The 14,134-nt window shown below is 72.1% G+C and carries 11 protein-coding genes; 3 read left to right on the top strand and 8 right to left on the bottom strand.

From position 1 onward, the window contains the following. Positions 1-13: 13 nt before the first annotated feature. The 3 genes from AC07AL_RS07905 to AC07AL_RS07895 form a co-directional block, all read right to left on the bottom strand. Positions 14-1,174 carry a serine hydrolase domain-containing protein gene (locus AC07AL_RS07905; protein WP_478317184.1) on the bottom strand — a complete coding sequence of 387 codons (1,161 nt, stop codon included), beginning with the start codon at positions 1,172-1,174 and terminating at the stop codon, positions 14-16. A 352-nt stretch (positions 1,175-1,526) separates the two neighbouring features. After that, entirely contained in the window at positions 1,527-4,097 is a 2,571-nt protein-coding gene (locus tag AC07AL_RS07900; RefSeq protein WP_363585132.1) for an ABC transporter permease, read from the bottom strand. A gap of 3 nt (positions 4,098-4,100) precedes the next feature. Continuing rightward, a complete protein-coding gene (locus AC07AL_RS07895) occupies positions 4,101-4,835 on the bottom strand; it encodes an ABC transporter ATP-binding protein (RefSeq protein ID WP_063351478.1) in 735 nt (244 codons plus the stop codon). 298 nt (positions 4,836-5,133) lie between these two features. On the opposite strand from AC07AL_RS07895, the gene AC07AL_RS07890 reads away from it, so the two are divergent. Both AC07AL_RS07890 and AC07AL_RS07885 read left to right on the top strand, forming a co-directional pair. Then, the gene (locus tag AC07AL_RS07890; protein WP_363585134.1) at positions 5,134-6,402 is read left to right on the top strand and encodes a sensor histidine kinase; all 1,269 of its coding nucleotides are present in this window, start codon (positions 5,134-5,136) and stop codon (positions 6,400-6,402) included. Then, a complete protein-coding gene (locus AC07AL_RS07885; RefSeq protein WP_350880992.1) occupies positions 6,390-7,034 on the top strand; it encodes a response regulator transcription factor in 645 nt (214 codons plus the stop codon). Before AC07AL_RS07890 ends, AC07AL_RS07885 begins: the two co-directional genes overlap by 13 nt. A 70-nt stretch (positions 7,035-7,104) precedes the next feature. On the opposite strand, the gene AC07AL_RS07880 is transcribed toward AC07AL_RS07885, so the two are convergent. The 5 genes from AC07AL_RS07880 to leuC are packed head-to-tail and all read right to left on the bottom strand — an operon-like array spanning position 7,105 to position 12,773. Continuing rightward, complete coding sequence (locus AC07AL_RS07880; protein ID WP_363585136.1) at positions 7,105-8,403, bottom strand: MFS transporter; 1,299 nt, start codon at positions 8,401-8,403, stop codon at positions 7,105-7,107. Positions 8,404-8,432: 29 nt separating this feature from the next. Beyond that, positions 8,433-9,461, bottom strand: coding sequence for a TauD/TfdA family dioxygenase (locus AC07AL_RS07875; protein ID WP_363623342.1), 1,029 nt, complete (start codon positions 9,459-9,461; stop codon positions 8,433-8,435). Further along, on the bottom strand, positions 9,458-10,657 hold the full coding sequence (locus AC07AL_RS07870; protein WP_363585140.1) for a pyridoxal phosphate-dependent aminotransferase: 1,200 nt from the start codon (positions 10,655-10,657) through the stop codon (positions 9,458-9,460). Before AC07AL_RS07870 ends, AC07AL_RS07875 begins: the two co-directional genes overlap by 4 nt. Beyond that, on the bottom strand, positions 10,654-11,337 hold the full coding sequence (gene leuD, locus AC07AL_RS07865) for a 3-isopropylmalate dehydratase small subunit (RefSeq protein WP_478317183.1): 684 nt from the start codon (positions 11,335-11,337) through the stop codon (positions 10,654-10,656). The genes AC07AL_RS07870 and leuD overlap by 4 nt, the downstream gene beginning before the upstream one ends. A 35-nt stretch (positions 11,338-11,372) precedes the next feature. Next, positions 11,373-12,773 carry a 3-isopropylmalate dehydratase large subunit gene (gene leuC / locus AC07AL_RS07860; RefSeq protein ID WP_363585144.1) on the bottom strand — a complete coding sequence of 467 codons (1,401 nt, stop codon included), beginning with the start codon at positions 12,771-12,773 and terminating at the stop codon, positions 11,373-11,375. A 329-nt stretch (positions 12,774-13,102) separates the two neighbouring features. Here leuC and AC07AL_RS07855 point away from each other — a divergent pair, with 329 nt between their 5' ends. Next, entirely contained in the window at positions 13,103-13,522 is a 420-nt protein-coding gene (locus AC07AL_RS07855) for a hypothetical protein (RefSeq protein WP_363585146.1), read from the top strand. Positions 13,523-14,134: the final 612 nt, after the last annotated feature.

Here is a 14,134-nt window from a genome sequence, read left to right as displayed (position 1 = left end):
CTCTCCAGCCTGTTCAGGCGACGCGTCGCAGGACGCGCCCGCCGAACTGCATGTGGTCCGCGCGCCCGGTCTCCGGGTCGAGCAGGAAGCGGCCGAGGTGTTCCACCTCGGGCAGCCGCGGGTGCCGGGCGGCGAAGAAGCGCTCGCCTCGGCCGGTCAGGTCGTACTCCGTCCCGTCGTCGTCGACCAGGACGGTGGCGCCGGGGTGCGCGCCGTCCGCCGCGTCGGCGCCGGGGCGGATCCGGTACACGGTCTCGCCGTTGGCCCACTGCCCGACGCGGTCCGACAGGTCCTGCGCGGCGCCGGCGGCGGGGCCCGGCGCGTAGCCGGCGACGTCCACGCCCTCGGCCCGGAGCTGGGCCAGCAGGTCCTGCCAGGCGCCGAGGCCGGCCGCGGAGTCGGCCTGGAGGGCGATCACGGTGCCGCGTTCCGGCTGGATCCGCAGGTGGCAGGTGGCGCCCGCGCCCACGCCGTCGAGACCGAGCCAGCGGTCGGCGCCGTTGCCGTACCGGGCCCAGCCGTGGCCCCAGCCGTCGGCCAGGCCGAACGGCAGGGTGTCGAAGGGCGGTTCGGCCAGTTCCCGGACGGCATCCTGGTCGAGCAGGGCGGCGTGCGAGGCGTCGCGGTCGTCCAGGTGGAGCCGGGCGAACGCGACCAGGTCGGTGACGGTGCCGGCGATCGCGGCGGCGGGGGCTAGGTCGCGGGGGATCTCGCCGACCGCCAGGAAGGCCGGCTCGATGTCCAGCGGCCGGAGCAGGAAGTCCGTCACGGCGTTGCGCCAACTCACCCCGGCGGCGGCCTCGATGACCTTTCCGGCCAGGGCGAACCCGGCGTTGGAGTACGAGAACGCGGTGCCGGGGGCGAACAGCGGGCCGGCCGCGACGGCGGCCCGCAGCCCGCCGTCGCCGGGGCCGTCGCAGACCATCCCGGAGGAGTGGCTGAGCAGGTGACGAGTCGTCAGCCTCAGCTCGGCGAAGGGTGGTTCGGTCAGGTACTCGCCGACCGGCAGGTCCAGGTCGAGGTCGCCGTCGAAGGCCAGCTGCATGGCCAGCGTCGCGGTGAAGAGCTTGGTGAGCGAGGCGAACGGCGCGGCGGGCGCCGGCCCGGGCTCCGCACCCGCCTCGGCGACGTGGAGTTCGCCGGCGTCGTAGAAGGCGCACCGGAGGGAGCACACACCGTGTTCGCGCGCGAGCCGTCCGGCCTTTTCACGCCATGACTGTGAATTCACTAAAACCCACCCACCGCATTCACCGGAATCCGAAAAAGGCGCAGCACAACAGCCCCGTTCGGCCGTGTTCCGTCCACGGCTCGTCGGTACGGGGATTACGCAAAAGGGGAATTCGCTCTGGTGAATGCAGGCTAACACCGGGCGGCGGGGCCGGTCAGGGTCGTTAAGCGGCAGCCGAATGACCCTGGTTGCCGCACTGCGAAACGCCGTTCGACCTGCCCGGAAACCCGAAAACGCCGATGGGGTCCGCGGTCGCGGACCCCATCGGCGGGTCGGTGTGGCAATGGTGCGGGCGGAGCTACTCGCGCAGTCCGATGGCCTCCACCGGGCGGGCGCGCAGGGCGAGCTTGGTCGGCACCAGAACGGCCGCCGCGGCCAGGGCCGAGGTCGCCGCCACGATCGCCAGGTAGAGCAGCGGAGGAATGTGCGGAACCAGGGACCCGGTCAGGCCCATGCTCACCGTCATCAACGGCACGATGGGCACCAGACTGCCGACCACCACCGCGATCAGGATCAGCATCAGCGTCTCGGTGCGCATCATCCGCATGACCTGTTCGGGGGTCGCGCCCACCAGCCGCAGCAGCGCGAACTCCCGTGCTCTGGACAGCGTGGTCATCACCAGGGTGTTGGCGACGGCCACCGCGATGTACCCGAAGACCAGGACCAGCGGCAGCGCGCTGCCGAACAGGTTGGCCGTGCCGGCCTTCTCCTGGGCGGCGGACAGGCCGCCCTTGTCCTGGACGTGCACCCCGGGGTAGCGGTCGTTGAGCCCGGTGAGCTCCCCGATCACCTTCTTCTTGTCGGCGCCGTCCTTGGCCCGCACCAGCACCGAGTCGTACATCCGGCGCGAACTGTGCTGGAGCACGGTGTCGTAGGACAGGGTGATGTCGCCGAAGCCCAGGCCGCGCTTGTACACGGCGATCACCTTCGGCTCCAGCGTCTGCCCGTCGGGCATGTGCACCTTGATCTGGCCGCCGACGTTGGCGCCGAGCGTGGCCGAAGCCCCGCTGCTGATCGCCACCGTGTCCGTGGACAGGTTGTCCAGGGAGCCCTCGGAGACGTCCAGGTCGACGACCCGGCTCAGGTTGCCCGGGGTCAGCCCCTGCGCCTTGTAGTCGAAGATCTCCGGCGAGCCGAGCATCTTCGTCGAGGCGAACAGGTCCACCCGCACCGTCCCGGCCGCGGCGTCCACCCCGTCCAGGCCGGCGATGAACTTCGGCGCGGTGACCGGCAGGCCGCCGGACTCGCTGGTCACCGTGTAGTCGGCGACGACGCCCGCCTGGGCCTGCGCCTCGGCCGCACCCGACGTGGTGGTCGGGATGAACAGCTGCACCGAGGCGAAGCCGATCGCCAGGATCAGCGGGCCGATGCCGGCCGCCAGCCGCCGGGCGTTGGCCCGGGTGTTGGCCACGGCCAGGAACCCGAGGGTCCCGAACCGGCGCTGGAACGGCGCGGCCATCAGCCTGGTCGCCTTCGCCACCACCGGCGGGGCCAGCATGAGGATCGCGATCACCATGATCAGGCCGCCGCTGCCGGCCGCGGCCACCGCGAAGATACTGCCGAAGAACAGCGGCAGCAGCGACGCGCAGAATCCGAGGACGAACAGCAGGATCCCGATGGCCACCCGGGCGCCGCCGATGCCCGGCTGCTCGGTCTGGGCCTCGCTGAGCGCCTCCACCGGCCGGATCGACACCACCCGGCGGGCCACCGCGAACGCCGCCACCTGCGCGGCGATCACGCCGATGCCGACCGCGGCGATCGCCGGGATCGGCCCGTAGGAGAACTCGAAGTCGTCCGGCAGGATACCGATCGCGCCGAGCGCCCCGCGCAGCACCCCGGCGGCCAGCATGCCGGGGAAGCAGCCCAGGATCGAGGCCACCAGCGAGATCACCAGGGCCTCGCCCGAGATCATCTTGTGGATCTGCTTGGGCGTCGCGCCGACCGCGCGCAACAGCGCCAGCTCGCGCCGGCGCTGGTGCACGCTGAGCGCCAGGGTGCTGCCCACCACCATCATGGTGATCAGCACGACGGTGCCGCCGAGCGAGCCCGCCAGCTCCTTCAGGCTGCCCCGGGCCGAGGCGACGTCCGGGTTCTCGACGCTGCTGCGCCCGTCACCGGTGTAGACGTCGATCGCGGAGCCCTTGAGCGCCTTGTCGATCCGGTCGCCGAGCTTGCCGGCGTTGGTGTCCTTGGGCGCCAGCACGCCGATGGCGCTGACCTGGTCGGTGCGGCCGAACAGGGTGCGCGCCTCGTCGTCGGAGAAGAACACCGGCGGGGTGCGCAGCGCACCGCCGCCGCCCTTGTAGGTGACGATGCCGACGACCTTGTACGAGCTGGCGTCCCGGGTGGAGGCGATCTTGACGCTGTCGCCCACCTTCACCTTGCGGTGGTCGGCGACGGACTTCTCCAGCACCACCTCGCCGGCCCGCTTCGGCTCGTCGCCGTTGCGGTCGTACGGGCCGAGCGCGGCCGCGCCCCAGTTGGTGCCGTTGGACGTCCGGTCGTCGGCGCCCTTGACCAGCTCCTCGCCGTCGTTGGAGACGACCTGCGCGGGGAAGGTGAGCACCGGGACGGCCTTGTCGACGCCCTCGGTCCTGGCGACCTTGTCGACCAGGTCGATCGGGACGCCGACGGCGTCCTTGAGGTCCTTGGACTTGCTCTTCTTGGCCTCGTGGACCGTGAAGTGCTTCTGACCGCCGACCACGACCGCAGCGCCGGAGTAGCGCTGGACCGGCACCCCGTTGCCGATGCCGGACTGCAGGATGATTCCGAAGGCCGTGACGAGCACGGACGCGCCGAACAGGGCGACGAACGCCCCGACGAACCCGGCCTTACGCTCCTTGACGGTCTGTACGACGAGCCTGAACACGCCTCACCACTCCCCCAGCCGGGTCATGCGCTCGGCCACCCGGTCCGGCGTGGGATGCGTCATCTCCTCCGCGTAGCTCCCGTCCGCGAGGAACACCACGCGGTGCGCGTAGGAGGCGGCGATCGGGTCGTGGGTCACCATGATCACCGTCTGTCCGAGGCTGTCCACGACCTCGCGCAGCAGCGTCAGCACCTGCTTGGCGGTGCGGGTGTCCAGCGCGCCGGTCGGCTCGTCCGCGAAGACCACCTCGGGCCGCGCCGCCAGCGCCCGGGCGATGGCCACCCGCTGCTGCTGGCCGCCGGACAGCTCCGAGGGCCGGTGGCTCATCCGGTCGGCGAGACCCACCTGCGTCACGACCTGCTGCAACCACTGGTGGTCCGGCTGGCGGCCGGCCAGCATCAGCGGCAGGGTGATGTTGTCCGCGACGGTCAACGCTGCCATCAGGTTGTACGCCTGGAAGATGAAGCCGACCCGCTCCCGGCGCATGATGGTCAGATCGACCTCGCTGAGCTGCGCCAGTTCGGTACCGCCGAGCACCACCGAGCCGGCGTCCGGGCGGTCCAGCCCGGCGGCGCAGTGCAGGAAGGTGCTCTTGCCCGCCCCGGACGGGCCCATCACCGCGGTGAAGGTGCCCCGGGCGAAGGCGAGGGACAGATCGCGCAGCGCGTGCACGGCCCCGGCGCCCTTGCCGTACGTCTTCCGGACCCCGTCGAGGCGGACGACCCAGTGAGCGTCCAGCGCGGCACTGCCGTCCGGTCGCGGCGGCGCCGCGTACTCCTCCTCCGCGGCCGCGCCCTGGAACTCCTCCGTCCGCGCTCCGCGTCCCTTTCTGCTCACTTCCGGCCTCCACCACTCGCACGCACTACTTGACGTTCACGAAGGTAAGTCCTGGAGCAGGTACGGAACCAGGGCACGAACTGGAGAGTCGATGGTGCAGAAAAGTGCCACCCACCGCCGCATTTGGGACGGTGGTAGGGTGATCGGGATGACGACTCGGAGGGTTTTAGGAGCCGTGCGCGCCCCCAGCATTGCCGAGTTGCGACGCTTACAGCCCGAGCAGTGGGTCCGCCAGACGGTGATCCGTTTCCCTCCGGCCGCGGGCTACGTCCTGCTCTGCCTGATGACCGGACTCGCCGGGCTGCTGCTGTTCTACCTGATCGCCATCATCTTCGCGCTCTGCCTGGTCGGAACGGGCTTCCTGCTGCTGCCCAGGACACTGCGGGTGCTGCGCAGGTACGCCGAGGTCCACCGCCGGTGGGTCGGCCGGCTGCTGGAGACCGAGGTCCGCACGCCCTACCGCGACCTGGAGCCCGGCCGCACCGGCCCCCGCAAGCCCTCCCTGCGCGACCCGGCCGTCCGCAAGGACCTGCTCTGGGTGATCACCCACGGCGTCGTCGGCTCGGCCCTGTGCATCTTCGCCCTGAGCATCTGCGGCAACGCCTTCAACTGGCTGTCCGCACCAGTGTGGTGGAAGCTCGCGTCGGGCGAGCGCAACTCGATCATCCTGATGAACGTCGACTCGTGGCTGAAGTCCTTCGTCGCGGTGTTCATCGGCATCGGCTACGCCGTGGTGGCGATGGCCGCGATGCGCGGGCTGGCCCTCGTGCACGCCCGGATGTCCCGCCGGCTGCTGACCGCCCGCCCCCGGGTCGCGCTCGCGCAGCGGGTCCGCGAACTCTCCGTGACCCGCGCCGAGGCGCTCGACGCGCACGACGCCGAACTGCGCCGGATCGAACGCGACCTGCACGACGGGGCGCAGGCCGGCATCGTCGCCGTCTCGCTGCGCCTCGGCATGATCAAGCGCGCGCTCGGCCAACGGCCCGAGCAGGTCCCGGAGATGGTGGACGCGGCCCAGAACCTCGCCGAGCAGGCGTTGGAGTCGCTGCGCCACCTCGTCCGCGGCATCTACCCGCCGGTGCTCGCCGACCGCGGGCTGACCGACGCCGTCCGGGCGCTCACCGCGCTGTGCGGGGTCCCGACCCGGATAGACATCGACGAGTCGGCCGGCGCGGCGCCCCGCGCGCCCGCCGCCGCCGAGGCCGCGGCCTACTTCGTGATCTCCGAGGCGCTCACCAACATCACGAAGCACAGCGGGGCGCGCAGCGCGCTGGTGTGGCTGCGGATCGCGTCGGACGCCATCTCGATCAGGGTCGAGGACGACGGCAAGGGCGGCGCCACCGAGGGCACGGGGAGCGGGATCCTCGGACTCCGGCGCCGGGTCGCCGCCTTCGACGGCACCACCGACCTGTTCAGCCCGCCCGGGGGCCCGACCGTACTGAAGGTGGAGATTCCATGCGGATCCTGATCGCCGAGGACAACGCCCTGCTCCGTGAGGGGCTGGTCCTGTTACTGAACAGCGAGGGGCACGAGGTGTGCGCCACCGTGGACAACGGGGACGACCTGCTGCCCGCGTTGCTCGCACACCGCCCGGACGTCGCCGTGGTGGACGTCCGGCTGCCGCCGACGTTCCGGGACGAGGGCCTGCGCGCCGTCGTCGAGGCGCGCAAGCAACTGCCCAACCTGCCCGTCCTGGTGCTCTCGCAGTACGTCGAACGGGCTTACGCGACGGAGCTGCTGGCGCAGAGCGCCTCCGGGGTCGGCTACCTGCTGAAGGACCGGGTGGGGCGTGCCGAGGAGTTCCTGCTCGCGCTGGAGCGGGTCGCCGACGGCGGCACCGCGATGGACCCGGAGGTCATCTCGCAGCTGATGGTCCGCCGGGCCGGCGACGACCCGCTGTCCTCGCTGACCCAGCGCGAGCGCGAGGTCCTGGCGCTGATGGCGGAGGGGCGCAACAACGGCACCATCGCCGAGATGCTGTTCATCGCGGAGAGTTCGGTGAACAAGCACATCGGCAACATCTTCGCCAAGCTGAACATGCCCACGCCGGACAGCGGCCACCGCCGGGTGCTCGCCGTGCTCACCTACCTGCGGGCCTGAACGGCCGAAGGAAGACACGCGGAGAGGGGCGGCGCCGGTCGGGCGCCGCCCCTCCTGCGTGTCTCCCTCCTCAACTCCCGGACGGGTGCTCCCGGTTGTCGGGCAGGGCGGGGAAGGCACGGACCGCGGGGGTGACGGCCACGCCGAGTGCGATCAGCAGGAACGCCGCCGCACAGCTCAGGACGGTGGGCACGGCGTGCACGGTCTCCAGCAGCAGCCCGCACAGCAGCGGGCCGAGCGCCGCGCCCGCGCCCATCGAGACCCCGATCAGGCCGGCCAGCCGGCCGCGCATCTCATCGGGGGTGACCATCATCTGATGACCGGCCACCAGGGCGGTGGCGGTGGGCGCGAGGAACGCGGTGGCCCCCAGCACCAGCCCGGCCGGCCAGCCGGTCGGCACCACCGCGAGCAGCGGCACCAGCACCGCGGAGGCCCAGGTCAGCACCATGAGCGCCGTGAACGGCGAGAGCGAGCGGCGCAGCCGCCCGGCCGCCAGCGCACCCGACACGCCGCCCGCGCCGACCAGGGCGCCGATGGCGCCGACCTCGGCACCGGACCGCCCGTCCTGCTGGGCCATCACCACCACGGCGATCAACAGGCCGCTGAACACCAGGTTGAAGGCGGTGCCGAACAGCACGGTGGCCCGCACAGCCGGGTTGCCGCGCAGCCAGCGCAGCCCCGACGCCATCGCCTGCAACGCCCCCTCGGTCCGCTCCGCGTCCCCGCCCTCGCCCTTGCCCTCGGGCGACGGCGCCGGCGCCGGCACCGGCACCGGCGCGGGCGCGGGCAGCCGCAGGAACAGCAGCGTGACGAAGGCGATCGCCGAGGTCACCGCCTGGGCGACGAACGGCAGCAACCGCTGGACGCCGTACAGGAATCCACCGATCCCCGGACCCACGATGGTCGCGAGGTAGTAGCGGGCGGTGTTGCGGGTGACGGCGTCGGCGAGTTGCGAGGACGGCACGACGCTCGGCAGCAGCGCCTGGTCGGCGGTGCCGAACAGCGAGGTGCACACCCCTTCGACCACCGCCACCACCACGATGGCCGCCAGCGGCGCGTGCCCGATCGCCACCAGCAGCGCGAGCAGGCCCAGCGCCACGGCCCGCCCGAACTCCGAGACCAGCATCAGCGTCTTGCGGCTGACCCGGTCCGCCAGCGCCCCCGAGGGAAGCGCCGAGAGCGCCCGCGACCCGGCGATCGCGAACTCGGCCAGCGAGGCCTCGAAGGCGGAGCCGCCGAGCCCGAGCACCAGCAGCGGGTACGCGATCAGCGTGCCCTGCGCCCCCAGCTGGGAGACCATGTTCGCGGTCCACAGCACGTTGTACTCGCGGTTGCGGGACAGCGGCGGCGGGCCCGGCTCGGCTGCCACGGCGGCATCGGCCGTCGTACTGCCCGAGGTCACTGCGGCGGGGTCGGCAGCGCCACCGCGGGCGCCGACGTCCGCTCCACCGGGCGGAGTTCGGACCACGCGTGCGCCCCGGCCATGCTGACGAACAGGTCGCGCGGCGGCACGAAGGGGGCCCGCCCGTGCGCCACGCTGATGTTGTCCACGATCAGGACCTCACCGGTGTGCACGTTGACGTCGATCTGCTGCGCCCGGTAGGCGGCCTGGAGCTGCCGGACGACCTCGTCCGGGATCTCGCTGCCGTCCGCGTAGAAGGTGTTGGTGGGCATCCCCCACGGGCCGTACTCCTCCAGCAGGAAGTCGGCGACGTCCTCGCGCAGGGTGCGGGCGTGGAAGAAGGTCAGGTGGTTGAACCAGGAGCGGACGCCGGTCTCCGGGTGGGTGGAGACGGCCCAGCGGAGCTGACGGGTCCTCAGGTGGTTGCGCTCCAGCCACTCCAGCTCGATGCTGTTGGCGTCGCAGTAGGCCTTGACCTCGTCCGGGTCGCTGGTGCCGAACGCCTCCTGCCAGGAGAGGCCCAGGCCGGGGCGGAAGTTGCGGACGAGCAGGTAGCCCTCGCGCTCGAACCGCTCGGCGGTCTCCCGGGGCAGCCCGGCGTGCAGGGCGCGGCAGTCGGCCAGCAGGCTGGCGCCGCCGTCCGGCGACTCCTGGCGGCAGAAGAAGAACAGGTAGCGCGGGACGTTCAGGTTGTACGACTGCTCGGTGTGGAGGAAGATCTCCTCGGTCGCCGGGTGGTCGGTGGCCGTGAACACCCCGGGGTGCAGCTCGGTGCGCGGCGAGGAGCGCTCGGTGTAGTCGAGCGGCCGGCCGACGACGGCGTTGACGAAGGTGTCCAGCTCCGGCCACTCCTGCCAGTCGAAGCCGCTGAGCACGACCGCGCCGTGCTCGGTGATCCGCTGGCGGATGAACTCCCCCTGCTCCTTGCCGAGGTCGACCAGCCGGTTGCCCGCGGTCTCGGCGGTGATCCCGAGGACCAGTCCGTCGTGCCGCGCTTCGGTCGAGATGCTGATGGCGGTTGTCACGGAGTGACTCCCTTCTGCGGGCTGCGGGCGCGAAGCCGCTCGGCAGCGGTGTCGAGGGTCTGGAGTGGACGGTTGAAGGCGATCCGGACGTAGCGCTCGCCATCGGCCGGATCGACGAAGAACGAGGTGCCCGGCGCCACCAGCACACCGGTCTCGGCGAGCAGCGTGCGGACGAAGCGCGGGCTGGGCTCGTCGGTCAGCCCGTCGATCCGGGCCAGCACGTAGCAGCCGCCGGCCGGGGGCGTGAAGTCGAATCCGGCGTCCCGCAGCAGGGTCACCGTCCGGTCGCGCCGCTCACGCATCCCCGCCGCGTGGTCCCAGCGCTCCGGCAGCAGCAGGTCCGCGTTGGCCGCGGCGTGCTGGAGCGCGGCCGCCGCGCCGCCGGTGGTGGCCACGTGCACCTTGCGCAGCAGGGCGGTGAGCTCCGGCGCCGCGCGCAGGAAGCCGAGCCGCCAGCCGCTGATCGCATGGCTCTTGGAGAGGCTGCCGACCACCACGGAGCGGTCTGCCAGGCCCTCGATCTCGGCGACCGAGCGGTAGCCGGCCGACTCGTAGACGTACCCGGCGTACACCTCGTCCGAGATCACCACGGCGCCCCAGCGCCGGCACAGCTCGGCGAGCAGGTCGAGGGTGCCGCGCTCCAGGACGACGCCGGTCGGGTTGGCCGGGCTGTTCACGATGACGGCGCGGGTGCGCGGTCCGAAGGCCGCGGCCAGCTCGTCCGGGTCGACGCTCCAGTCGGGCTCCCGCAGCCGGACCGGGCGCGGGCGGGCGCCGGTGAGGGCGATGGCGCTGAGGAAGTTCTCGTAGAAGGGCTCGAACACGATCACCTCGTCGCCGGGGTCGACGAGCGAGAGCAGGGCGACGGCCAGCCCCTCGCTGCCGCCGACGGTGACGGTGATCTCGGAGCCCGGGTCCGGGGCGCCGGGCAGGGCCGCGGCGATCCGCTCGCGCAGCAGCGCCAACCCGGCCGGATCCTGGTACTGGTGGACGCCGGCGCGCAGCGCGGCCACCGCCGCCTCGACCAGCCCGGGCGGCGTGTCGGGGTAGGCCGGGGTGCCCACCGCCAGGTCCACGGTGTTCGGGGGCAGCCCCTCCAGCAGCAGCGCGGCCAGCCCCCCGCCGGGCAGCCCGGCCACCCGCTCGGCGCCCAGGGCGCGGCGGGCCGGGGTGTCATGGTGCGTGGTGGCGCTCATCGGCTCACTCCCGCGGCGTCGGTCCGGAGCCGCTGTTCGGTCTGGAGCGGCGCTTCGCCCCGGAGCCGCTGTTCGGCCCGGTCGAAGGCGCCGCGCGGGATCTCGGGCAGCCAGGACGGGCGGCCCGCCTCGTACGCCTCGATGTCCCCGCTCCTGAGCAGGGTCTCCGCGATCACGTCCTGCCCTTCGAGCAGCCGGGCCCGGGCCCGCGCGTCGACCGTGAACGGGTGCTCGCCGCCCGGCCGGCGCAGCAGGCCGGCCCGCAGGTCCACGGTGAGCCGCAGGCCCTCGGCGGACTCCGCGAGGTCCATCAGCTCCTCGACCACGGGGGTCGGCAGGTCGACCGGGACGAGGCCGTTGTTGAGGGCGTTGCGGCGGAAGATGTCGCCGAAGCCGGTGGCGACGACGGCGCGGAACCCCCAGTCGCGCAGCGCCCAGACGGCGTGCTCGCGGGAGCTGCCGATGCCGAAGTCCCGGCCGGCCAGCAGGACCGTCGCGCCCGCGTTGCGCGGCTGCTCCAGGACGAAGCCGTCCTCGGCGCGCCAGCGGGCGAACAGCGCGTCCTCGTAGCCGCTCTTGGTGACCCGCTTGCAGTACTCCGCGGGCAGGATCTGGTCGGTGTCGACGTCGTCGCGGCGCAGGGCGACCGCGCGACCGTGGTGTTCGACGAAGGGTTCCATACTCAGCTGTCCTCTCTCCGGCCGGGCCGGCGCTGTCAGGCCAGGTCGGCCGGGGCCGCGAGCCGCCCGGCCACCGCCGTCGCGGCGGCGACCGCGGGCGACACCAGGTGGGTGCGGGCCCGCGCCCCTTGGCGGCCTTCGAAGTTACGGTTCGAGGTGGAGGCGCAGCGCTCGACACCCTCGAGACGGTCGGTGTTCATCCCCAGGCACATCGAGCAACCGGGCAGCCGCCACTCGGCGCCGGCGGCCAGGAAGACCTCGTGCAGCCCCTCCGCCTCGGCCTCGGCCCGCACCTGCATCGAGCCGGGGACGACCAGCATCCGGGTGCCGCCGGCGACGGTGCGCCCGCGCAGCACCCCGGCCGCGGAGCGGAGGTCCTCGATCCGGCCGTTGGTGCAGGAGCCGACGAAGACGACGTCGATCGCGAGGTCCCGCATCGAGGTCCCGGGCCGCAGGCCCATGTAGGCCAGCGCCTTCTGCGCCGAGGCGCGTTCGAGCGGGTCGGTGAAGGTCTGCGGGTCGGGCACGGCGGCGGCGAGCGGCACGGTCTGCGCGGGGTTGGTGCCCCAGGTGACGAGCGGGGTGAGCCCGCCCACGTCGAGCACGACCGTCCGGTCGAACACGGCGCCGGGGTCGGTGGCCAGGGTGGACCAGTCGGCGACGGCGGCGTCCCAGTCCGCCCCGGCGGGGGCGTGCGGACGGCCGCGCAGGTACTCCAGGGTGGTCTCGTCGGGTGCGACGATCCCGGCCCGGGCGCCGGCCTCGATGCTCATGTTGCAGAGCGTCATCCGGGCCTCCATGGAGAGCCCGCGCACCACGTCGCCCCGGTACTCGATGAGGTGGCCCTGCGCCCCGTTGGCCCCGATCCGGGCGATCAGCGCGAGGATCATCTCCTTCGCCCCGACCTCCGGGGGGAGTTGGCCGGTGAACTCGACGGCCAGGGTGCGCGGCCGGCCGATCTCCAGGCACTGGGTGGCCAGGACGTGCTCCACGTCGCTGGTGCCGATGCCGAAGGCGAGCGCGCCGAACGCGCCGTGCGTGGCGGTGTGGCTGTCCCCGCAGACGATCGTCATGCCGGGCTGCACCAAGCCGAGTTCGGGTCCGACGACGTGCACGATCCCCTGCCGCCGGTGGCCGACCGAGTAGAGCTCGACGCCCTGTTCGGCGCAGTTGCGGCGCAGCGTGTCCAACTGGACCAGGCTGACCGGGTCGAGCACCGCGGTCGCCGTGGTGGCGACGTTGTGGTCCTCCAGCGCCAGGGTCAGCCCCGGCCGCCGGACGCCGCGGCCGGCCAGCCGCAGCCCGTCGAATGCCTGCGGGGAGGTGGCCTCGTGGGTGAGGTGGAGGTCGATGTAGAGGAGGTCCGGTCCGCCGGGCCGGGACGCCACGACGTGGCGCTCCCACAGCTTCTCCGCGAGTGTCCGTGCTGGGCCCATCGTCGTCCCTCTCTCCCCTGCGCTGTCCGTGCGCCACGGCCCTGGGGCGGAACCCCGGCCACCGCATGCCGTCCCGGCCGTACGGACCTCAGCCTCCATGGCGCCACCCACCGCCCACCACGTCTTTAAGCCGGTGCGAAAACGCCCAGCACAGGCGATCACGTGCACGAAGAAAGGTGCAGAGAACTGCACCTCGGATCGGAAGTAAGCCCCCATGAAATCGGCGGCGCCCGGGTTCAGGATGGAGTCATCGAAGGCGGAACCAACGCCGGGACGACGGGCAGAAGATCATCGGATCCCACGGGACCCAGGGAGGAAGCATGTACCCGATGCGCAGGAGCCACGGGGCCGAACCCGGACGCCGGCGGAGCAGGACGGTCGTGCTGACCCTGGCCGCCGTCCTCCTGGTCGGCGCCGGAACATCCGCCTGCCAGGTCAGTACCAAGGCCGCCGACCGGATCGAGCTGTGCGCGAAGATCTTCGGCAAGACCTTCACCGATCCGTTCCCGGACAACGTGGAGGAGGCCCGCAAGAAGATGCGCGACCGGGCCGACGAGCTCGACGGGCTGGCCAAGCAGGCCGGGGACGACAAGCTCCGCAATGCGATCCAGTCGACCGCCGACAAGATGCGCAACGCCGACATCCGCGAGAAGGGTGCGGTGCGCACCGTGGTCGGTTACATCGGTGAGCAGAACGACCGCATCAAGGAACTGCGCCAGACCTGCCTCGACCACCACGACTACCCGTGATGACTGGGCTTCCGAACCAGCGTCACCGTTGAGCCTCCCAGAGCGCACACGGTGACCACAGACCGGAATCGGTGAACAGGGCACTAACAGTTCCCCCGCCGATTCCCTTGGCCGGGCCCCTCGTTGGGTCCCCCGTCTTCCGGGGGGCCCGGCCGTAAATCTCCCCGTACCAATACAAGCCAGGAGCAGTCATGCCCGATTCGACCGGCTGGAAGCCCACTAAGGAACGCCCGATGTGGCCCTGGGTCGTCCTCGCGGTGGTCGCCGTTGGCGTTCTGATCAACGTGCTTATCACGATCTGACGAGCAGATCGAATCCGCGCCTGAGGAACTTCCGCGCTCTTGGCAGGTAGGCCGAGAGCGCGGACCCACGTCCGGCGCGACTCCGGCCCCACAGACCCCTCTCTCCCCAACCGCCCCACGGGTCACATGACCCCTCAGGGGGCGGTCGAACCGAGTCGAGTCCGCTATCCGGATCAGGTGCAGAGAACTGCACCTTCGAACTGGCGAAGACTCGACTGTCACCCCCCTAAAGCGCCACGTAGCGTAGTCGGTACGGGAACGGGCATGGCCATGTCGAAGATGCGGTCACGCACGATCGACCATCCACCTC

This window comes from Kitasatospora sp. NPDC043949, from assembly GCF_056435365.1.
The sequence above is the reverse complement of the archived record's forward strand: the minus strand, read 5'-3'. Positions and strand labels throughout refer to the sequence as shown.